The 20,528-nt window shown below is 67.6% G+C and carries 17 protein-coding genes and 1 tRNA gene; 7 read left to right on the top strand and 11 right to left on the bottom strand.

Going from position 1 to position 20,528, the window contains the following annotated elements; genetic code table 11:
• Window position 1: 1 nt before the first annotated feature.
• Window positions 2-2,377 carry an aminodeoxychorismate synthase component I gene (gene pabB / locus ABZV58_RS14810; protein ID WP_355000670.1) on the bottom strand — a complete coding sequence of 792 codons (2,376 nt, stop codon included), beginning with the start codon at window positions 2,375-2,377 and terminating at the stop codon, window positions 2-4.
• Between the two features lie 80 nt (window positions 2,378-2,457).
• On the opposite strand from pabB, the gene ABZV58_RS14805 reads away from it, so the two are divergent.
• From ABZV58_RS14805 to ABZV58_RS14795, 3 genes are all read left to right on the top strand, one after another.
• Window positions 2,458-3,522, top strand: coding sequence for a phosphotransferase family protein (locus tag ABZV58_RS14805; RefSeq protein WP_355000669.1), 1,065 nt, complete (start codon window positions 2,458-2,460; stop codon window positions 3,520-3,522).
• A 72-nt stretch (window positions 3,523-3,594) separates the two neighbouring features.
• The gene (locus ABZV58_RS14800; protein WP_355000668.1) at window positions 3,595-4,179 is read left to right on the top strand and encodes a DinB family protein; all 585 of its coding nucleotides are present in this window, start codon (window positions 3,595-3,597) and stop codon (window positions 4,177-4,179) included.
• 146 nt (window positions 4,180-4,325) lie between these two features.
• A complete protein-coding gene (locus tag ABZV58_RS14795; protein WP_355000667.1) occupies window positions 4,326-5,456 on the top strand; it encodes an NDMA-dependent alcohol dehydrogenase in 1,131 nt (376 codons plus the stop codon).
• 82 nt (window positions 5,457-5,538) lie between these two features.
• Here ABZV58_RS14795 and ABZV58_RS14790 read toward each other — a convergent pair whose 3' ends face one another.
• The gene (locus ABZV58_RS14790; protein ID WP_355000666.1) at window positions 5,539-6,729 is read right to left on the bottom strand and encodes a serine hydrolase domain-containing protein; all 1,191 of its coding nucleotides are present in this window, start codon (window positions 6,727-6,729) and stop codon (window positions 5,539-5,541) included.
• Window positions 6,730-6,916: 187 nt separating this feature from the next.
• On the opposite strand from ABZV58_RS14790, the gene ABZV58_RS14785 reads away from it, so the two are divergent.
• Window positions 6,917-7,747 carry a serine hydrolase domain-containing protein gene (locus tag ABZV58_RS14785; RefSeq protein ID WP_355000665.1) on the top strand — a complete coding sequence of 277 codons (831 nt, stop codon included), beginning with the start codon at window positions 6,917-6,919 and terminating at the stop codon, window positions 7,745-7,747.
• A 95-nt stretch (window positions 7,748-7,842) separates the two neighbouring features.
• Complete coding sequence (locus ABZV58_RS14780; protein WP_355000664.1) at window positions 7,843-8,379, top strand: DUF3145 domain-containing protein; 537 nt, start codon at window positions 7,843-7,845, stop codon at window positions 8,377-8,379.
• 144 nt (window positions 8,380-8,523) lie between these two features.
• Here the strand turns inward: ABZV58_RS14780 and ABZV58_RS14775 are convergent, their stop codons facing one another.
• The 9 genes from ABZV58_RS14775 to ABZV58_RS14735 all read right to left on the bottom strand — a co-directional run bounded on the left by ABZV58_RS14775 (window position 8,524) and on the right by ABZV58_RS14735 (window position 15,896).
• The gene (locus ABZV58_RS14775) at window positions 8,524-9,273 is read right to left on the bottom strand and encodes a TIGR02206 family membrane protein (RefSeq protein WP_355000663.1); all 750 of its coding nucleotides are present in this window, start codon (window positions 9,271-9,273) and stop codon (window positions 8,524-8,526) included.
• Between the two features lie 135 nt (window positions 9,274-9,408).
• Window positions 9,409-10,278, bottom strand: a complete 870-nt coding sequence (locus ABZV58_RS14770; RefSeq protein WP_355000662.1) for a metal ABC transporter permease — start codon at window positions 10,276-10,278, stop codon at window positions 9,409-9,411.
• 1 nt (window position 10,279) lies between these two features.
• Window positions 10,280-11,029 (bottom strand): metal ABC transporter ATP-binding protein, encoded by a 750-nt coding sequence (locus ABZV58_RS14765; protein ID WP_355000661.1) that lies wholly within the window; start codon window positions 11,027-11,029, stop codon window positions 10,280-10,282.
• Entirely contained in the window at window positions 11,026-11,895 is an 870-nt protein-coding gene (locus ABZV58_RS14760; protein ID WP_355001139.1) for a metal ABC transporter substrate-binding protein, read from the bottom strand. The genes ABZV58_RS14765 and ABZV58_RS14760 overlap by 4 nt, the downstream gene beginning before the upstream one ends.
• Before the next feature lie 412 nt (window positions 11,896-12,307).
• Entirely contained in the window at window positions 12,308-13,786 is a 1,479-nt protein-coding gene (locus ABZV58_RS14755) for a glyceraldehyde-3-phosphate dehydrogenase (RefSeq protein ID WP_355000660.1), read from the bottom strand.
• Between the two features lie 370 nt (window positions 13,787-14,156).
• A tRNA-Val gene (locus ABZV58_RS14750) sits at window positions 14,157-14,228 on the bottom strand.
• A gap of 32 nt (window positions 14,229-14,260) precedes the next feature.
• Window positions 14,261-14,725: a peroxiredoxin gene (locus tag ABZV58_RS14745; RefSeq protein ID WP_355000659.1), complete on the bottom strand. Its 465-nt coding sequence runs from the start codon at window positions 14,723-14,725 to the stop codon at window positions 14,261-14,263.
• Window positions 14,726-14,798: 73 nt separating this feature from the next.
• A complete protein-coding gene (locus ABZV58_RS14740) occupies window positions 14,799-15,221 on the bottom strand; it encodes a DUF3052 domain-containing protein (RefSeq protein ID WP_067786218.1) in 423 nt (140 codons plus the stop codon).
• 117 nt (window positions 15,222-15,338) lie between these two features.
• Window positions 15,339-15,896, bottom strand: coding sequence for a hypothetical protein (locus ABZV58_RS14735; protein WP_355000658.1), 558 nt, complete (start codon window positions 15,894-15,896; stop codon window positions 15,339-15,341).
• Between the two features lie 404 nt (window positions 15,897-16,300).
• On the opposite strand from ABZV58_RS14735, the gene aceE reads away from it, so the two are divergent.
• Window positions 16,301-19,099 carry a pyruvate dehydrogenase (acetyl-transferring), homodimeric type gene (gene aceE / locus ABZV58_RS14730; RefSeq protein ID WP_355001138.1) on the top strand — a complete coding sequence of 933 codons (2,799 nt, stop codon included), beginning with the start codon at window positions 16,301-16,303 and terminating at the stop codon, window positions 19,097-19,099.
• Window positions 19,100-19,110: 11 nt separating this feature from the next.
• Window positions 19,111-20,445, top strand: coding sequence for a helix-turn-helix domain-containing protein (locus tag ABZV58_RS14725; RefSeq protein ID WP_355000657.1), 1,335 nt, complete (start codon window positions 19,111-19,113; stop codon window positions 20,443-20,445).
• Window positions 20,446-20,528: the final 83 nt, after the last annotated feature.

The following is a 20,528-nucleotide window of genomic DNA, read 5'->3' as shown; positions in this document are numbered from 1 at the left end:
CTCAGCGGACGGCGGCGCGATAGGTGGCCGCCGCCTTGAGCAGCACCTCGCGGAACTCCTCTTCCGGGTCGGAGTCCAGCACGATCGCCCCGCCCGCGCCGATACGCCACTCGCCGCCGTGTCGCACGGCGGTGCGGATGACGATGTTCAGATCCGCGGTGCCGCCGAGCCCGAGGAAGCCGATGGTGCCGGAATAGACGCCGCGCGCCTCGGTCTCCAGTTCATCGATGATCTCCATGGTGCGCAGTTTCGGCGCGCCGGTCATGGAGCCGCCGGGGAAACAGGCGCGCAGACAGTCGATCACGTCGACATCCGGACGCAGCGTGCCGCGCACCGTCGAAACCAGTTGATGCAGCGTCGTATACGTCTCGGTGGCCATCAGCTTCGGCACGTGCACGCTGCCGATCTGGCAGACGCGGCCGAGATCGTTGCGCAACAGGTCGACGATCATCAGGTTCTCGGCCCTGGTCTTCGGGCTGTCGGCGAGTTCGCGGCGCAAGCGCTCGTCCTCGGCGGGGTTCGCGCCACGCGGTGCGGTGCCCTTGATCGGCTTGCTCTCCACGGTGCGCGCCCGGTCGATCTTGAGGAAGCGTTCCGGTGAGGAACAGGCGATCTCGAGGTCGTCGAAGCGCAGGAACGCCGCGTACGGTGCGGGGTTGCAGCGGCGCAGCGTGCGGTAGAAGTCGAGGCCCTCGGTGTCGGCGGCGACGGTGAGGCTGTCGGTCAGGCAGATCTCGTAGGACTCGCCCGCGTGCAGCCGGTCCAGGCAGACGCCGATGTCGGCGAGATAGCGCCCGCGACCACGGGTGAGCAGCCGCTCGACCGCCGCGATATCCGAATCCACTTCCAGCGTGGGCGGATTCGACCAGGTGGGCAGGGCGGCGAGCGCCTCCGCGGTGTCGCGCAGCCAGTCCGCGGCCGCGCGCGCGGTGTCGGAGCCGGGATCGGTGAGGGCGAGCAGATGGGTGCGCCCGGCGACTTGGTCGACCACCACGAGCCGATCGGCGAAGATCCACTGCGCGTCGGGTGTCGGTGCGCGGTGCGCCGCGTTCGCGCCGCAATCGGCCTTCACCTCGTAACCGAGATAGCCGACGTACCCGCACGCGAAGTCGAACGGCAGGTCGGGGATTTCGGCGGTGCGCCAGCGCAATTCGGCGGCCAGGTAGTCGAGCACGTCACCCGCGACGGTGCGTCGGCCGCCGTCGGCGGTCTCCACGACCACCGCGCCGTCGCCGACCCGGTACCGGACCACCTCGGCCAGCGGCCCGCTCGCGTCGCCGAGGAAGGAGAACCGGTCGAGCCCGGGTTCGACGTGCTCGCTGTCCAGCCAGAACGCGGTCGGGGAATCCCGGTAGAGGCGAAGGAACGCGGCCTCGGTGTCGATGGCCCGGTCGAGGATCTCGTGGCGCAACTGCCAGGGTCGCTCGGGTTCGCCTGGGCGATAGGGGCTTTCGGTGGACGGGTCGGGCTCCGGCGGTATCCGTCCCGTCTTGATCGAACCGGGGCCGAGGTCGATCGCCGTTCTCTCGGTGGTGAAACCGGACGTGCGTGTCGAATCCTGCGCCGTGCTCGGATCGCCCGGTCTGGTTCTCGCGGCGGCGTCGACCACGGCCCCGCCGCGGGGCGGTCTGGAGCGCGCGAGCGGCATCGCGTTGCGGATCTGTGGCGCGTCGGCGGTCGCGGGCGGGCGATGACGAGCCGCGCGGGGTTCGGCACGCTCGACGGTCGCCGTCGCGCCGCGCGTGGATTGCGCGCCTCCGACCCGTTGCCCCCTGGCGTGTTCGGTCCGCTCGTGGTGCGCCGCCGTGAGTTCGGCGAAATTGCGCAGCAGCGCCGCGCCGTACTCGCTGGCAATGGACTCGGGATGGAACTGCACGCCCCACTGCGGTCTGGCGCGGTGCCGCACGCCCATGACGACGCCGTCGGGGGTGCTCGCGGTGATCTCCAGCTCGGCGGGCAGCGGCCGGATGGCGCTCAGGGAGTGGTAGCGGACGGCGGTGAAGCCCTGCGGAAGACCGGCGAACAGCTCGCGGTTGTCGTGGCCGACCTCGTCCAGATAGCCGTGCCGCGCGATGGGTGCGGGCGCGACGAGACCGCCCGCCGCCACGACGATGCCCTGGTGGCCGAGGCACACGCCGAGCAGCGGGAGTTCGACGGTGGCGATGACGGCAGCGGAAATGCCCACGTCACGGGCCACATCAGGGCGGCCGGGCCCGGGGGAGACGACGATGTTGTCGAAACGGTGCAGGCCGAGCCGGGCCGGGTCGTCCACCTCGTCGTTGCGCACGACCGTCGGCTCGACGCCGTTCACCTCGCTGATCAGCTGATACAGGTTGTAGGTGAACGAGTCGTAGTTGTCGATCAACAGCGTGTGCATGGTGTGCCAAACCCTACGCCTGGCAGGTCGGCACGAACTGTTGTCACGCGCCTTCAGTTGGTGTGGGCGGGTGGTGCAGAATGTGGGGCATGTCTGTTGCGCAACCGGTCGAAGTGGATCGCGACGTCGTCGATTTCGCGATCGTCGGGAAATGGATGGAAGAACAGGGCCTGCCCGGCGGCGCGTTCGAGGAGGTGACTTCGCTCGGCGGCGGCACGCAGAACATCATGCTGCGGTTCCGTCGCGGCGGCCGGGACTACGTGCTGCGGCGCGGACCGAAGCATCTGCGCGCCAAGAGCAACGACGTCATCCGCCGGGAGGCGCGGCTGCTCGGCGCGCTCAGCGGCGCGGGCGTGCGCGCGCCCGAGGTCATCGCCGCCTGCGCCGACGAGTCGGTCATCGGGGCGGTCTTCTATCTGATGGAGCCGATCGTCGGTTTCAACCCGCAGAACGAACTGCCCGAGTTGCACGCGAAGGACCCCGAGATCCGGCGGCAGATGGGACTGTCCGCGGTCGAGGCCATCGCCCGGCTCGGCGCCCTCGACTACAAAGCGCTCGGCCTGACGGACTACGGCAAGCCCGAGGGATTCCTGGAGCGCCAGGTGCCGCGCTGGCTCGGCGAGCTCGAATCCTATTCGGCCAACGAGGGTTACCCCGGACCGGAGATTCCCGGCGTCCAGCAGGTCGGGGAGTGGCTGGATCGCCACCGGCCCGCCGACTGGACGCCGGGCATCCTGCACGGCGACTGCCATCTGGCCAACATGATGTTCTCCTACGAGGGCCCCGAGGTGGCCGCGATGGTGGACTGGGAGATGTCCACCATCGGCGATCCGCTGCTCGACCTGGGCTGGCAGATCGCGACCCGGCCGGAGCCCGGCACCACCGGCGCGGCGCTGGTCGGCAAGCTCGGCGCCGTCGGCGGTCTGCCGACCCCGGAGGAGATGGTCGAGCACTACGGCCGGTTCTCCGATCGCGACCTGAGCCACGTCACCTGGTACACCGTGCTGGCCTGTTTCAAGCTGGGCATCGTGCTGGAGGGCACGCACGCGCGCGCGTTCGCGGGCAAGGCGCCCAAGCAGGTCGGCGACTTCCTGCACGCCATCACCCTGGAGTTGTTCGAGCGGGCGCACCGCCTGATGGAGTGACGGACCGGATCTCGACGAAGCCTGGCCGTATATGGGTGGAAATCCATATGCGGCCAGCTCTAGTTTCGACGCATGCCGATCGTTCCCGACGTGAAGAACTGGACCTGGGTGTTGGAGCGCGCCTGTCCCGAGTGCGGTTTCGCCGCCGCCGCCATCGATTACGAGCAGGTGCCGTCGCTCGCGCGCGACAGCGCCGACCGGTTGCGCGCGGTGCTGGACCGCCCCGACGCCCGGCAGCGTCCGGACGAGTCGACGTGGTCGCCGCTGGAGTACGCGGCCCACGTGCGCGACGTGTGCCGGATCTTCGCCTACCGTGCCGCGATCACCGCGCGCACCGCCGCCGTCGATCCGCGGGTGCCCGCCTTCGACGCGCGCGGACTCACCCCGGAGGAGACACCGGACGGTTTGCCGGTCTTCTCGAATTGGGATCAGGACGAGACTGCGATCGCCGACCGCTACGACTCGCAGGAGCCCGCCGCGGTCTCGGGTGAACTGGCGCTGGCGGCCGAGGCGGCGGCACGCGCGTTCGAAGTGGTGCCGGCGGCGGATCGCGGTTTGCGGGTGCGTCGCGGCGACGGGTCGATCTTCACCGTCGACTCGCTGGCGAAGTACTTCGTACACGACCTCGTCCATCACGTACACGACGTGTGCGGCTGAGAACGAGTGCCAATTCTAGAACGTGTTCGGGCATCGCGCCGTGCCGCACCGATGAATTTCCCGATCGGTACTAGAACGCGTTCCACTTTTCTCGTACTGTGGGTGCAGTCACATTGAAGCACTGTGCACGCGAGAGGTCGACAGGAATGAAGACGAAGGGCGCGATCCTGTGGGGGATCGACGAGCCGTGGTCGGTGGAAGAGATCGAGATCGGTGACCCGGTCGCCGGCGAGGTGCAGATCCGGATGGAAACCGCCGGTATGTGCCATTCGGATCACCACATCGTCACCGGTGCGACACCGATGCCCGCCTTCCCCGTGATGGGCGGCCACGAAGGCGCGGGCGTGATCACCAAGCTCGGTCCGAACGTGCCGGGCGATCTTCAGGTCGGCGATCACGTCATCCTGTCCTTCATCCCGGCCTGCGGCCGCTGTCCGGCTTGTGTCTCGGGCAATATGGCCCTCTGCGATCTCGGCGCGGGTCTGCTGCTCGGACAGGCGATCAGCGACGGCACCTACCGCATCCAGGCGCGCGGCCAGAACGTCATCCCGATGTGCCTGCTCGGCACCTTCGCGCCGTACATGACCGTGCACCACACCTCGGTGGTGAAGATCGACCCGACCATCCCGTTCGAGGTGGCCTGCCTGGTCGGCTGCGGCGTGCCGACCGGATTCGGCTCCTCGACCCACGTGGCCAACGTGATGCCCGGTGAGACCGTGGTGATCGCGGGCATCGGCGGCGTCGGCATGAGCGCGTTGCAGGGCGCGGTGCTCTCCGGTGCCTCGAAGGTCGTCGCCATCGACCCCAACCCGTGGAAGCGGGAACAGGCGCAGAAGTTCGGCGCCACCCACACCTACGCCAGCATGGCCGAGGCGATCATGCCGCTGATGGACGCCACCGAGGGGCGGATGGCCGAGAAGGTCATCCTCACCATGGGCGAGATGCACGGCGACTACATCGAAGAGGGCCTGATCCTCACCGCGAAGGCGGGAACTCTGGTGGTCACCTCTATGGGCCGCATGGATGCCGGTGACGTGAAGATGAACAGCTTCCTGCTGTCCATGCTGCAGAAGACGGTGAAGGGCTGCATCTTCGGCGGCGGCAACGCCCGCCAGGACGCGCCGCGCCTGCTCGCGCTGTACAAGTCCGGCCAGCTCAACCTGGACGACATGGTGACCCGCAGCTACAAGCTGGAGGAGATCAACCAGGGCTACCAGGACATGTTGGACGGCAAGAACATTCGCGGCATCATCCGCTACACCGAAAACGACTGGTAAGTCGTCGGACGACCCCGCTCGGCAAGCCGGACCGCGGCCTGGGTCACCAGAGCGCGCGGGATCGGTTCGCCGAGCGGGGATTTCAGATCTTGCAGCGCAGCAGGGCCTCGCGGAGGTTGCGGCTGCGCACGTCGTCGAGGACGGCCATGCCGAGGCGGTTCATGGTGTAGCCGAAGCCGAGACCGGTGCTCGGGTCCGCGAATCCGAAGGAGCCGCCGAGGCCCGTCGTGCCGTAGGCGCGTTTGTCGGAGCCGAATCGGAACGAACCGCGGGACTTGCGGAAGCCGAGATGGTAGCGACTCTTGGTGTGCAGCACCAGGTCTTCGGCTGGCACGTCGTCGGCGGTGTCGGCGGCGGCGAGCAGGTCGAGGAGGTCGTCGGCGATGGGCAGCGCGCCGGTGCGCGCCGCGGCCGCGCCGTAGATCTTGGCCAGCGATCGGGCGTTGCCGACGCCGCCGTGGCCGGGCGACTCGACTCCGAGGAATTCGCGGCGGGTCGCTCGCGCGGGCGCGCCGCAGCGCGGATTGGTCAGCGCCGCATGCGAATGTCCGCGTTCCAGGAAGACCTCGGCGCCGATGCGCAGCGGCAGATCGCGCTCGTAGCGCAGGATGTCCAAGCCCTTGGTGGCCGAGAGCACCGCGACGCGCTCGATCGGTTCGGCGGCGGGCAGGCCGATGAAGAAGTCCAGGCCGAGCGGCTCGGCGATGTCCTCGGCGAAGACACGGCCGAGGGTGCGGCCCAGCGGATCGACGCGGCGCACCAGCTCGCCCTGGTAGAGGCCGAGGGTGATCGCGTGATAGCCGTGCCGGGTGCCGGGCTGCCACGCGGGCTTCTGTGCCGCGAGGATCTTCGCGAGCCCGTCCATATCGGCGAGCTGGGACAGTTTCACCACGGTGTCGAGTCCGGAAAGACCCGCCTGGTGATCGATGAGCTGGCGCACCGTGATCGCGCCCTTGCCCTGCGCGGCGAACTCCGGCCAGTAGTCGGCGACCGGCTTCTCGTAGTCCAGGACGCCCTTGGAGACCGCCGTCGCGACCACGAACGCCGCCATGCCCTTGGTCGAGGAAAAGACCGGCACGATGGTGTCTGGCTCCCACGGCTCGACGCGGCGCCGGTCTCGGTACCCGGCCCACAGATCGACGACGGGGCGATCGCCCGCGAAAACGGCGACGGCCGCGCCGATTTCGCCGTGCCGGGAGAAATTGCGGCGGAACGCGTCGGCGACCGGACCGAAGCCGGGGGCCACCTCGCCGTGGATCGTGGGTTCGCTCATGCCTGCGCCTCGCTGGCGCTCGGCTCCGGCATGCGCGATGCACGCTGGCACATGATTCGCTCACTGCGTTCGCTCATAGTGAGTCGATGGTACCGGCGGTACCGAGATCTCTCGGAGGCTCCCATTCATCGGATCGATTTCCGGTGGCGGTACTACCGCGCCGCTGCGGTCTCGTAGGCTCGTTTTCGTGCGTTCACTCGAACAGATCCAGGACTGGCCGGTTCGACACGCGGCGGCCGGTGTGGTCACCGGCGCCGGCGCGGTTTCGCAGGGCGATGCTGAGCGCGTCTTCCCGCTCGCCTCGGTGACCAAGCCGCTGGTCGCCTACGCGGTACTAGTCGCGGTGGAGGAGGGCGCGATCGAGCTCGACCAGCCCGCGGGCCCACCCGGAGCAACCGTCCGGCATCTGCTCGCGCACACCTCCGGTCTCGCCTTCGACACCACCGATGTGCTCGCCGAGCCGGGCGCGCGCCGAATCTATTCGAGTTCGGGATTCGAGGTGCTCGCCGAATTCGTCGCGGACCAGACCGGAATCGCGTTCGACGAATACCTGCGGGACGCGGTGTTCGAACCGCTCGGCATGAAATCCTCGGTGCTCACCGGGCCCGCCGGACACGCGTGCAAGTCCTCGGTGGCGGACCTGCTGTTGTTCGCCGCCGAACTGTTGAACCCGCGGCTGATCTCGGCTCGGACCCACGCCGAAGCCATCACCGTGCAGTTCCCCGGCGTGAACGGCATCCTGCCCGGATACGGCTCGAAGCGGCCCAACGACTGGGGCCTCGGATTCGAAATCCGCGACGCGAAATCCCCGCATTGGACCGGCGGAGCGAACTCCCCGCGTACCTATGGGCATTTCGGCCAGTCCGGCACCTTCTTATGGGTCGACCCGGAAATCGGGGTGGCGTGTGTCGCGTTGGCGGACGAGAATTTCGGCGACTGGGCACGGGAGGTGTGGCCGGTACTGAGTGACGCGGTGATCGCCGAAGCGAGACTCGCAAGCAACACACTCGCGAAGTAACATACGTAACTTCGGGCACTCCAGTACACTCAGGCAACGCCAGCTGGACGAGTCGTTGGGGAAGACGTCCCTCGTCGAAGCTGGAGGTATCGGTGGTGCGCGCATCGAGTCAGTTCGCGGACGCGACGGCGGGTGTGGTGTGGATCCACTCGTCGCCCGCCGCGCTGTGCCCACACGTCGAGTGGGCGCTCACCTCGGCCCTCGGTTCCCCCGCCAAACTGCGCTGGACCAACCAACCGGCCGACGGTCAACTGCGCGCGACCAGCGACTGGATCGGGCCCGTCGGCACCGCCGCCCGAATTGCCCAGTCGTTGCGGTCTTGGCCGGTGCTCCGGTTCGAGGTCACCGAGGACCCGAGCGATGGGGTGGACGGGGAGCGGTACAGCTTCGTGCCCGGTTTGGGGTTGTGGCACGGATCCACCAGTGCGAATGGGGATGTGACGCTGGGGGAGATGCGGTTGCGGGCGATGCTGCAGGCGGCGCGGGAGCTCGGGAAGTACTCGGCTTACGACCTGGCGTCCGAGATCGATCGTGCGCTGGGGACGGCGTGGGACGAGGATCTGGAGGTCTTTCGGTCCGGGGATGGTGGGGTTGGTGCCGAGGTCACTTGGTTGCGTCGGGACGTGGGGTAGGTCTTCGGCTCGCGAATCGGTTTCCGCTGCTTGGGTTTCGGTGGTGTGGTCGTTGAGATCGGTGGTTCCGGGGGCCTTCTGTCGACGCTCGGCTTGCCAAAGTGACGTGGGGGTGTGGGTGTCGTCCGGGAAAGTGCTCTCGAATCAGCTGTCTTCGGTCTGCTGCGAACTCACTTGCTGGGTCGGAGCAGGGGATTTCGACCTCGGCGCGGATCGCACCCATGGCCATGTCATCAAGGCCCATACGACGAGCAGGATGACGGCGACGGTCCCCCAATACCACGGCCACGGGCCCAGCACGTCGAGCAGCGACGGCGTCGAAGGCTTTCGGTTGACGAACCCGTAGTTGGTGTCGGCGAGGGAGTTGAAGACGAAGGTGACCGCGACCCACACCACGGTGACCGCCACGGCGAACCAGTAGCTGCGCCAAGTCGGGTGCATGCCGATGCCCCAGGTCAGGTAGATGGCGGCCCAGACCACGGCCAGGTGGATCGCCCAGAAGGCGAGGAACTCGTAGTGCGGGAATTCGGGGCTTTCCAGGGCAGGTGAGATGAGCGCTTGGGTGCTCAGGGTGAGGCACCAGTAGTAGGTCAGTGCGTAGGCCCAGCGCTGGTGCGTCAACAGCGCGTACCCGGCGACCATCGTCGCGAGATCGGTCAGGCGTAGCGGAACCGAGCGGCCGATGGTGGGCGGGAACAGCGTGGAGAGGTAGATCGCCAGATACAGCCCCAACGTCACCGCGCCGAACGCGCGGCTGAAACGGCGTGCGGCGGAAGGGTTCTGCTTTCGCCCGATGACGACCACCAGCACCGCGCCCACCGCGAACACGGCAAGCACGATCCAATGCGACAGCCCGTAAGCGGAGAACTCCCGCTGCGCCGTGGGTGCGTCCACCCGCTCAGTTTAGTGGGGGAGCGGCGGAGACCTGGTCGACGCGCGACGAAGGCGTTCGTCGGCGCGGTGCGGGCCGAGGGCGCGACTGCTGGAGCGTCATTTCAGCTTGCTGAACCCCGTCCGCGTGGTGTTGGTTCAGGCCGCGACCGCGGAGCGTCGGCGGGCCGCGGCGATCCGGCGGCCGATGATCCCCTGCCGCGGTGCGAACAGGTACGCCAGGGTGAACGCGACGCCCTGCACCACGACCACCATGCCGCCGGGCGCGGTGTCGAGGTGGTAGCTGACGTACAGCCCGATCACCGAGCAGAGCGCCGACACGGCAGGGGCGATCAGCAGCATGCGACCGAAGCGGTCGGTGAGCAGGTACGCCGTGGCTCCGGGAATGATCAGCATCGCCACCACCAGGATGACTCCGACCGCCTGGAGCGCGAGGACCGCTGTCAGCGCGAGCAGCGCCAGGAGCGCGGTGCCGAGCAGGCGCGGGCGCAGGCCGATGGCGTGGGCGTGGGTGGTGTCGAAGGCGTAGAGGGTGAAGTCGCGTCGCTTCAGGATGAGGGCGGCGAGCACGATGACGCCGAGAATGGCGATCTGGACGAGCTCGTCGCGGCTGACGCCGAGCAGGTTGCCGAAGATGATGTGGTTCAGGTCGGTTTGGCTCGGCGTTATCGAGACCAGGACCAGCCCGAAGGCGAACAGGGTGGTGAAGACGATGCCGATCGCCGCGTCTTCCTTCACCCGGCTGGTGTTGCGTACCACGCCGATGAGCGCGACGGCGAGGAAGCCGAATACCACCGCGCCCACCGCGAACGGTGCGCCGACGATGTAGGCGAGGACGACACCGGGCAGAACGGCGTGCGACACCGCGTCACCCATCAGGGACCACCCGATCAGCACCAGCCAGCACGACAGGGTCGCGCACACGACGGCGGTGACCAGGGTGGTGGCCAGCGCTCGCACCATGAACTCGTAGCGCAGCGGATCGACGAAGAACTCCACGAGCGACATCTCAGCCCGCCTTCGGTAGTGAATCGCGTTCCAGCACATCGAGTCCGAAGGCCAGCGCCAGTTTCTCGGGGCGCAACACTTCGTGAGTATCGCCGTGTGCGAGCACTTTTCGCATCAGCAGGACAGATTCGTCGGCGAGGTCGGGCAGCGCGTGCAGGTCGTGGGTGGAGATCAGGATCGTGGCGCCGTCGGCGGCGAGTTCGCGAAGCAGCGTGGTGATGGTGGCCTCGGAACGCTTGTCCACTCCGGCGAACGGTTCGTCGAGCAGCAGAATCGTTGCGCCCTGGGCGATTCCACGCGCCACGAATGCGCGCTTGCGCTGTCCGCCGGACAGTTGCCCGATCTGGCGGTCGGCGAGGTCGGTCAGTTCCACTCGTTCCAGAGCGTGTGCCACGGCTTCCCGATCCGCGCGCCGGGGGCGGCGGGTGAAACCCATGTGGCCGTAGCGTCCGGTCATCACGACGTCGCGGACCGACAGTGGGAAACTCCAGTCGACCGCCTCGCTCTGCGGCACGTAACCGAGCGCTCCGGCGCGACGCGCGCCCGCGGGGTCGGTCCCATCGATGCGGACCGTGCCGCGATCGGGTCGCACCAGACCCATGATCGTCTTGAACAGCGTCGACTTGCCGGAGCCGTTCATGCCGATGAGTCCGCACACGCGCCCGGAACGCAAGCTCAGATCGACGCCGTCGAGCGCGAGCACCTCGCCGTAATGCACTGTGACGTCACGGATTTCGATGCTGGGTGTCATGGCCGTGCTCCCGTCAGCGCCGCGGTGATGGTCTTGGCGTCGTGCCGGATCAGATCCAGGTACGTGGGCACCGGGCCGTCGGCTTCGGAGAGCGAGTCGACGTAGAGCACGCCGCCGAACCGCGCGCCGCTCGCCTCGACCACACGCTGCATCGGGGCATCGGACACGGTCGACTCGCAGAACACGGCGGGCACCCGGTTCGCGCGGACGAAATCGATCGCCGAGGTGATCTGCTGCGGTGTCGCCTGCTGTTCGGCGTTGACCGCCCAGATGTACTTCTCCGTGAGTCCGGCGTCGCGAGCCAGGTAGGAGAACGCGCCCTCGCAGGTGACCAGTGCGCGCTCGTTGGGCGGCAGCGTGGCGAGGGTGCTCACCAATTCGTCGTGGATCTTCTGCAGTTCGGCCTGGTAGGCGGCGCCTGCGGCGCGGAAGTCGGCGGCATGTTCCGGAGCGAGTTCGTCGAAGGCGCGAATCATGTTGTCCACGTAGATCTTCACGTTCAGCGGAGACATCCACGCGTGCGGGTTCGGCTTGCCCTGATACGCGTCCTCGGTGATCGACATCGGCGTCACGCCGTCGCTGACGACCACGTGCTTCACGTCCACGTCCTCGACGAACTGAGTGAACCACGCCTCGAGGTTCATGCCGTTGTCGAGGATGAGATCGGCGGTCGAGGCCCGGCGAACATCACCCGGGGTCGGCTCGTAGCCGTGAATCTCCGCGCCCGCCTTGGTAATCGATTCGACGGTGAGATGCTCACCCGCGACCTGGCGCGCGATATCGGCGAGCACGGTGAACGTGGTCAGCACCACCGGTTTCTCGTTCCGGTTCGCGGACTCGCCACAGGCGGCGAGCGTCGCGGTCATCGCGAGCGCGCCGAGCAGAGCGGCGAACGCGCGAGCAGTCGGGCGGAACGAGGGGTGGAGCGAGACCTTCACAAGCCGAATGATAAGTTTCGGGTTACCTAAATTTCAAGTTCGAGATCGCCGAACGCTGCGTAGGCCACATCGCGCCCTACGCATATCCGCAGCCCAGAAGGGTGCTTCTCGTTGATGCCCACATTGGGCTAGCGGAGGCTGCGCCCGGGGGGCTTCGGTCGAGGACGACGTCGACCCGCCCGCACCCCTGCCGACCCTCGTAGCCGGAGGTGACGCCGTACTTCGTGCAGCCACTCCCGTCGCAGATCGAGCGCCGCCACGGCAATGGGTCGCGAAAGCACGGAGACCGTGCCAGATCCACTGGCACGGTCTCCGTTCTCGAATCAGGTTGTCGACGCGACTACGCCTCGGCCAGCGCGGGCACCTCGTCGGCGCCGTCCTGCGCACCCAGCCGCGGGTACGTCGGATATTCGATGCCCGAGATGTACTGCACCGTCCGCACGACCTGGCACGAATAGCCGAACTCGTTGTCGTACCAGAGGTACAGGATCACGGTGTCACCATCGACGATGGTGGCATTGGCGTCGACGATCGACGCCGCGCGAGAGCCGATGAAATCGCTCGAGACCACGTCGGTGGCCGCGGTGTAATCGAGGTTGCGGCTCAGCGGGCCGGACAGCGAGACCTGGCGCAGGTACTCGAGCACTTCGCTGGTCGTGGTCTCCCGCTCGAGCTGCAGGTTCAGAATCGCGACCGAGACGTCCGGCGTGGGGACGCGGATCGAGTTGCCGGTGATCTTGGCCTTGAAGTCCGGCATCGCCTTGGCGACCGCGGACGCGGCGCCGGTCTCGGTGAGCACGAGGTTGAACGGCGCGGAGCGACCACGGCGGTCGGCCTTGTGGAAGTTGTCCAGCAGGTTCTGGTCGTTGGTGAACGAGTGCACCGTCTCCACGTGGCCGCGGACGATGCCGTACTCGTCGTCCATCGCCTTGAGCGGCGGAACGATCGCGTTGGTCGTGCACGAAGCGCACGAGACGATCTGCTCCGAGAGGTCCAGCCCGCGGTGGTTGACGCCGTGCACGATGTTCGGGACATCGCCCTTGCCCGGCGCGGTCAGGACGACCTTCGCGATGCCCGGACGCAGGTGCTGCGACAGGCCCTGACGGTCACGCCATTTGCCGGTGTTGTCGATCAGGATCGCTTCATCGATTCCGTAATCGGTGTAGTCGATCGTGGTCGGGTCATCGCTGTAGATGAACTTGATGACGTTGCCGTTCGCGATGATCGTGTCGTTGTCGGCGTCGACCTTGATCGTTCCGTTGAAACTGCCGTGCACCGAATCGCGGCGCAGCAGAGAAGCGCGCTTGGCCAGGTCACCCTCGCCGCCCTTGCGCACCACGACGGCCCGCAGGTTCAGCCCGTTACCGGACCCGGTCTTCTCGATCAGCAGACGAGCGACCAGGCGACCGATCCGGCCGAAGCCGTACAGGACCACGTCCCGCGGACCCTGCGGTTCGGCCTTGTTGCCGTCGGTGACGTCGGCCAGCACCGCGGCCGTGAACTCGGGGATCGACAGTCCGCGTTCGTCGGTGCGATAGGCCATGACCAGTCGGCCGAGATCGATCTTGCACGGCCCCAGATCCAGCTGACTAAGCGCTTCGAGGAACGGCAGGGTCTCGTCGATCGACAGCTCCTCGCCCTCGATCTGCCGCGCGAAGCGGTGCGTGCGCAGGATGCTGATCACCGATTTGTTCACCAGCGACCGGCTGTGCAGGAGGATGGTCACCCCCTTCTCGCGATACAACCGCCCAATGATCGGAATCATCGCCTCCGCCGAAGCCTCGTGAGCGTTCCAGCGGTCAAGATGGTCGTTAATCAACACACGTCCTCGGGGTTCCCTCGATCTGTACAACGACCGATGCTATCCAGGGCCGCGCTATCACAAAGCCCCGCTACCCCCCTGTGAGGCGGAGACCACGATGCGTCGGCATCGGCCGACCGGGTGCTGGCTCCGAAACAAGGCCCTCTCAGCTAGGCGGGCTGCGCGTTCTGGGTACGGAACGACACCCGAGGCAGGCGAACTCGGGGCGAGTACGGAGCGCCGCCCGGCGGCATGTCGGCGAACCCGAGGCGGGGGTCCGGGGGCGAAGCCCGCCGGGCGGGGCGTGGGGGGCTGCGCCCCCACAAAACACGACGGAACGAGAATCGGCCCACGCCCTCCGTGGGCATGGGCCGGGCATCGAGTGAGGTGGGCGCAGAGGGGATCGAACCCCCGACCGCTGGTGTGTAAAACCAGTGCTCTACCGCTGAGCTATACGCCCGTCTCCGTCGGCGGGGGCCGACGGGCAACGGTCTATGAATCTAGCGCGGCGAGCGCTTTCTCCCAAGCCGCCTGGTCACGGGGCTCTCCGGGGCCGTTCATCTCGGAGAAGCGGATGTAGCCCTCGCGGTCGACGACGAAGGTGCCGCGGTTGGGGTAGCCGGACTTCTCGTTGAAGACGCCGTAGGCCTGGGCGATGGCGCCGTGCGGCCAGAAGTCGGAGAGCAGGGGGAAGGTGTAGCCCTGTTCGGCGGCCCAGATCTTGTGGGTGGGCGGCGGGCCGACGGAGATGGCGAGGATCTCGGCGTTGTCGTTCTGGAACTTGGGCAGCTCGTCGCGCACCTTGCACAGCTCGCCCTGGCAGATGCCGGTGAACGCCAGTGGGTAGAAAACGATCAGCACATTCTTCTTGCCGCGGTAGTCCGACAGCGTGACGTGCTGGTTGTTCTGGTCCCGCAGCGTGAAATCCGGCGCGAGGGTGCCCTCCTCGAGCGGCATACGCGAATCCTCCATCGGTTCGGGTTCCCACCGGGCGGCGATAACACCGCCCGGCGAAACCATAGCGAAAGGCTCAGCGCTGCTTCGACGGCGCCTTCGGCTGCACCAAGCGACTGCCGGTCCAACCGCCGAGGCTGATCGCCGAGGTCTGCGTGAGTCCCGCGGTCGGTGCGGCTTCGGCGATCTCGCTCGGGTCGACGTGCCCAGGTTGACCGGTCTTGGGGGTGAGGACCCAGATGAAACCGTCGTCGGCGAGCGGGCTGATGACCTCCATCAGCTCGTCGGCGAGATCGCCGTCGCCCTCGCGCCACCACAGCAGCACGGCGTCGACCACCTCGTCGGAGTCCTCGTCGACCATCTCCCCACCGCTGGCGTCCTCGACATCGGCCCTCAGGTCGTCGTCGGTGTCCTCGTCCCAGCCCAGTTCCTGGACAACCATGCCGTGTGTAATGCCAAGCTTCTGAGCGTAGTTCTGCGCGTCCGCCGCGGCGACCACGGTGGTGTCCTCCTCAACTCCCGACAGTAGATAGTTGCAAGCGAACATGGTTATCGGCTCGAGCGCAAGCCGATCGGCCGAAAATGATCACCGAATGTCGCGTCGGCCGCCGTGTCGTCAGCGTTTCGGGCAGGCGTCGCGGACCGCGTTGCGCGCGTCGTTCACCCGTTTGCTCGCCTCGTTGAGCGGGCCGACCGGCGCGGTGTAGGTCATCGTGCGGGTCTCCGCGGCCAACGCGCGTGCGGCGGCGACGTATTCGTTCAATTTCACGACGAGGTCGTCGGGCAGCGCGCCCGCGGCGGTGTTCACGCCGGTCTCGACCTTCGTCGCGGCGTCCTCGAGGGTTTGCGCGGCCAGATCGCGCTTCGCCGCGTAGTCGGGAGCGTTGGAATCGTGCGCGTCGACGAAGTCGTTGTAGGTCGTCACCCCGACGCCGGTGGTGGTGGGGAACTGCGCGCAGTTGTCGGTGATCGCCTGCGCTTGCGCCGCGGCCCGCCGCGAGGAGGTGGCCGCGGCCGACGAAGCCGCCGCCTCGGTCTTGTACGCGGCTAGGTCCGAAGTGTTCGGATGGGCGGTGCCCGCCACCCGTTCGGCGCAGCCCGCGACCGTCAATCCGGCCGCGACCACGACGGTCGCGCACACCAGTCCGAACCCGCGTGGGTTCAGCAGCTTCATCGTCCTCCCCGCTCTTGTTTCGTCCATCGGCGGTAATCGAAAAACAGGTGGTCAGGCCAGCTGGGCGACGCCAGGTTCCCGGCGCGTACCGGGGCAACTCGGGAGTAACCCATTTCCTGCAAACGGTACTGGATTTCCTGCTGACATGATGACCTGGGACGCATCCTCGGCAAGGATGGAGGGTGCGCCCGAACCTTACGTAACGGGTGGTCCGCACACCAGCGTGCCCGCTCGGGGAAACAGACGCCATCAGCATGTCCACCCCTGTACGAGGAGCAGATTTGACCGACCTGATCGACTCTTCCGTTCCAGCGAAATCCGCTGGAGGAACCAATGCCGCCCCCGCCCCCGCCGCGGGCCGCGAATCGAACGGTTCGCAGCCGCAGTCGGGTGGGCGTGTGCGGGTGATCCGCGAAGGGGTGGCGTCCTACCTGCCGGACATCGACCCGGAGGAGACGAGCGAATGGCTCGAATCCTTCGATGAGATGCTCGACCGCGAGGGCCCCGGCCGGGCCCGCTACCTCATGCTGCGCCTGCTGGAGCGGGCCGGTGAGCGCCGGGTCGCGATCCCCTCGCTGACTTCGACCGACTACGTCAACACCATTCCCACCGAGAACGAGCCGTGGTTCCCCGGCGACGAGGAGGTGGAGCGGCGCTACCGGGCCTGGATCCGCTGGAACGCGGCGATCATGGTGCACCGCGCGCAGCGGCCCGGTATCGGCGTCGGCGGTCACATCTCGACCTACGCGTCCTCCGCGGCGCTGTACGAGGTCGGCTTCAACCACTTCTTCCGCGGCAAGAACCACTCGGGCGGCGGCGACCAGATCTTCATCCAGGGTCACGCCTCGCCCGGTATCTACGCGCGCGCCTTCCTCGAGGGCAGGCTCAGCACCGACAAGCTCGACGGTTTCCGGCAGGAGTACAGCCACGGCGGCCTCGGCCACGGGCTGCCCTCCTACCCGCACCCCCGGCTGCTGAACAACTTCTGGGAGTTCCCGACGGTGTCCATGGGTCTCGGCCCGATGAACGCCATCTACCAGGCGCGGTTCAACCACTACCTGCACGATCGCGGTATCAAGGACACCTCCGACCAGCACGTCTGGGCGTTCCTCGGCGACGGCGAGATGGACGAGCCGGAGTCGCGCGGCCTCGCGCACGTGGCGGCCATGGAGGGCCTGGACAACCTGACCTTCGTGGTGAACTGCAACCTGCAGCGCCTGGACGGCCCGGTGCGCGGAAACGGCAAGATCATCCAGGAGCTGGAGTCGTTCTTCCGCGGCGCGGGCTGGAACGTCATCAAGGTGATCTGGGGCCGCGAGTGGGACGCGCTGCTCGGCGCCGACCGCGACGGCGCGCTGGTGAACCTGATGAACACCACGCCCGACGGTGATTTCCAGACCTACAAGGCCAACGACGGCGCCTACGTCCGCGACCACTTCTTCGGCCGCGATCCGCGCACCAAGGCGCTCGTGCAGAACATGTCCGACCAGGACATCTGGAACCTCAAGCGCGGCGGCCACGACTACCGCAAGGTGTACGCGGCCTACGCCGCCGCGATGGCGCACAAGGGTCAGCCGACGGTCATCTTGGCCAAGACCATCAAGGGCTACACCCTCGGCAAGCACTTCGAGGGCCGCAACGCCACGCACCAGATGAAGAAGCTGACGTTGCAGGATCTCAAGGACTTCCGCGACCTGCAGCGGATCCCGATCACCGACGCCGAGTTGGAGAAGGATCCGTACCTGCCGCCGTACTACCACCCGGGTATGGAGGCCCGCGAGATCCAGTACATGCTGGATCGGCGCCAAGCGCTCGGCGGGTTCCTGCCCGAGCGGCGCAGTCTGGCAAAGCCGCTGCAACTGCCGGGCGACGAGGCGTACCGTTCGGTGCGCAAGGGCTCCGGCAAGCAGAACGTGGCCACCACGATGGCGCTGGTGCGCCTGATGAAGGAGTTGTTGCGCGACAAGGAGATCGGCAAGCGGATCGTGCCGATCATCCCCGACGAGGCCCGCACCTTCGGTATGGACTCGTGGTTCCCTTCGTTGAAGATCTACAACCGCAACGGCCAGTTGTACACATCGGTCGACGCCGAGTTGATGCTTGCCTACAAAGAGAGCGCGGTCGGGCAGATCCTGCACGAGGGCATCAACGAAGCCGGTTCGACGGCGTCGTTCACCGCGGCGGGCACCTCCTACGCGACCCACGGCGAGCCGATGATCCCGCTGTACATCTTCTACTCGATGTTCGGCTTCCAGCGCACCGGCGACGGACTGTGGGCCGCCGCGGACCAGTTGGCGCGCGGTTTCGTCCTCGGAGCTACCGCCGGGCGTACCACGCTGACCGGTGAGGGCCTGCAGCACAACGACGGCCATTCGCTGCTGCTCGCCTCCACCAATCCCGCTGTGGTGACCTACGATCCGGCCTTCGCCTTCGAGATCGCCCACATCGTGCGCGACGGTCTGCGCCGGATGTACGGCGGTGGCGTCACGCCGCCGCATCAGGCCGCGCTGCCGGGCACCGAGCCCATGGAGCGGCCGGACACCGACACCTTCGGCGGCGAGGACATCTTCTACTACATCACCCTCTACAACGAGCCGTATCAGCAGCCCGCCGAGCCGGACGACCTGGACGTCGCCGGTCTGCTGAAGGGCATCTACCTGTACCGGCGCGGGGGCGAGGGCGACGTGCGCGCCCAGATCCTCGTCTCCGGCGTCACGGTGCCCGACGGCCTCCGGGCACAGGCGCTGCTCGCCGACGAGTGGGGTGTGCAGGCCGATGTCTGGTCGGTGACGTCCTGGGGCGAGTTGCGCAAGGAGGCGCTGGCCAAGGAGATCGCGGCGCTGCGCAAGCCGGGCGAGGATCCCGGCGTCCCGTACGTCACCGAGGCGTTGTCGCGGGTCGAGGGCCCGTACGTCGCGGCGACCGACTGGATGCGCGCCGTGCCCGATCAGGTCCGCAAGTGGGTGCCCGGCGACTTCACCACGCTCGGCACGGACGGTTTCGGCTTCTCCGACACCCGGCCCGCGGCGCGGCGCGTCTTCAACGTGGACGCGCAGTCGATCGCGGTCGCGGCGCTGGAAGGGCTGGCGCGGACGGGCAAGATCGACGCGTCGAAGGCGGTGGAAGCGGCCGCGAAGTACCGCATCGACGACGTGGACGCCGCGCCGAAGGCGGCGGTGAGTTCGGACGAAGATCTCGCATAGCGGAATATTGGATGGTGGAACGTAAACCGCCGCGGCCCCGTCGGATCACCGAAGGCTCCTCCGAGCACGAGGTGTATCTGCCGACCGGCGCGCTCTCCCCGAACCGGCAAAACCGCGATCCGCTCCCGGACACGCTGCTCAAACGGGTGAAGCAGTTCTCGGGACGGCTCTCCACCGAGGCGGTGGGGTCGATGCAGGATCGTTTGCCGTTCTTCGCCGATCTGGACGCGGCGCAGCGCGCGGGCGTGCAGATGCTGGTGCAGACCGCGGTGGTGAACTTCCTGGAGTGGCTGCAGGATCCCGACAGCGACATCCGGTTCAGCCTGGACGCCTTCCAAGTCATTCCGCAGGATCTGGCGCGGCGGCTCACGCTGCGCCAGACCGTCGACATGGTCCGCGTGGCCATGGAGTTCTTCGAACAGTGGCTGCCCGCGCTCGCGCGCAACGACCGGCAGCTGGTGGCGCTCACCGAGGCGGTGCTGCGATACGGGCGCGAGCTCGGTTTCGCGGCCGCCTCGGTGTACGCCAGCGCCGCGGAATCGCGCGGCGCGTGGGACACCCGCCTTGAGGCGCTCGTAGTGGACGCGGTGGTGCGCGGCGACACCGGCCCCGACATGCTCTCCAGGGCGGCAACGCTGAACTGGGACGCCACCGCGCCCGCCACCGTCCTCGTCGGCACGCCGCCGGGGGAGCAGGGCGTCTCCTCCGTCGGCTCGGTGCACGCCATCGCGGCCAGGCACGGGCGCGCGGCGCTCGCGGTCGTGCAGGGCACCCGATTGGTCATGGTGGTGAGCGGACATCTCGGCGACGCGGGGTACGTCTCACCGTTCCTCGCCGACCTGCTCGCCGAGGTGTTCTCCGACGGTCCGGTGGTCATCGGGCCGACCACCCGAACTCTCGGCGCGGCGCACGCGAGCGCCGTGGAGGCGTTGGCGGGTATGGAGGCCGTGGTGGGCTGGCGCGGGGCGCCGCGGCCGGTGCACGCGGCCGAGTTGCTACCCGAACGCGCTTTGTTGGGTGATCGAGGTGCGGTCGACGCGCTGAACGAGTATCTTGTCCTCCCGTTGGCCGCCGCTGGATCGGCGCTTGCGGATACCCTCGATGCCTATCTGGATTGCGGGGGAGCCGTAGAGACGTGCGCCCGTCAGCTGTACGTCCATCCAAATACCGTTCGCTACCGACTCAAACGGATCGCCGAGATAACGGGCCGGGATCCGATGAATCCGCGGGACGCCTACGTACTCCGGATCGCGGCAACGGTGGGTCGTTTGACACGAACGCGTAACGAATCGTCGACTCCAGGCACAGAGGTAACTCCGATCCCGATCGGTCACGACGGCCTGTAACGCCGAAGGGGAGTCTGTCGATCGGGCCGACTCACGTGGGATTTTGTGGGACCCCCACAAAACCCATCGGAAAGCTTCATTCG

This window comes from Nocardia sp. NPDC004654 (assembly GCF_040609595.1).
Lineage (GTDB): Bacteria > Actinomycetota > Actinomycetes > Mycobacteriales > Mycobacteriaceae > Nocardia.
The sequence above is the reverse complement of the archived record's forward strand: the minus strand, read 5'-3'. Positions and strand labels throughout refer to the sequence as shown.